Origin of the sequence: Microvirga arabica, from assembly GCF_016811235.1 — a bacterium.
In the GTDB taxonomy this organism is placed as follows: Bacteria; Pseudomonadota; Alphaproteobacteria; order Rhizobiales; family Beijerinckiaceae; genus Microvirga; species Microvirga arabica.
On sequence record NZ_JAFBID010000223.1, the window covers coordinates 1 to 747 of the forward strand.

The window sequence follows — 747 nt, forward strand, 5'->3', positions numbered from 1 at the left end:
CCTTAACTGTCTGGATGCGACACTTCCTTGGCGTGAGCGACGACCTGGAGGGCTGGCGGCAACGCGTCTGAATCAGGCGGCTTGTAGCGGCGGTTGGCGAGCTTCGGCTCGGCGACCAGGCGGCTGCGCACTACCTCATCCGGGGATCGCCCCTTGAGCACGCGCTGGCGTCTCCTGCTGTAGGCCTGGTTGAAGCCCTTGAGCAGCGTCTCCAGATCACGATGGCTGTCGATCGTGATCCCCAGCACCTCACGCTGCACCCACCTGTTGAAGCGCTCCACGAGGCCATTGGTTTGCGGCGTGTAGGGCTTGGTCGTGCGATGCTCCACCTTCAGCCTCCGGCAGGCGTCCGCGAAGCCATCAGCGGTAAAGCAGGATCTTCTGTCCGTCAGGACGTGCGTGACCTTGAAGGGGAAGGCGCGGACCGCCTCTTTCAGGAAGGCGACCGCGCTGGTGGCCAGCTCGTCGTCCTTGACGGCCAGGTGCACGAAGCCGCGAGCAGCGGTCGATGGCCACATAGAGATAGCGCTTGCGGCGCTCGCCATCGGCGGTTCTCAGCTTGGGCAGGTGCTTGATGTCCAGGTGCACGAAGCCGAGATCGTAGTCCTTGAAGGTGCCGATCTTGCGCTGGCGCTGCTGCCCCGGCGGCAGGCGCCCCAAGCCTTCTGCCTTGAGGATGCGGTAGACCGCATCGCGGTTGAGATGCGGCAGGAAGTGGCTGACCACGAAGGTGAGGTCATCGAGCGG

At 64.5% G+C, this 747-nt stretch carries 1 pseudogene; it reads right to left on the reverse strand.

From position 1 onward, the window contains the following. Positions 1 to 2: 2 nt before the first annotated feature. A pseudogene (locus JQC81_RS32600) lies at positions 3 to 747 on the reverse strand (DDE-type integrase/transposase/recombinase); the annotation flags it as partial.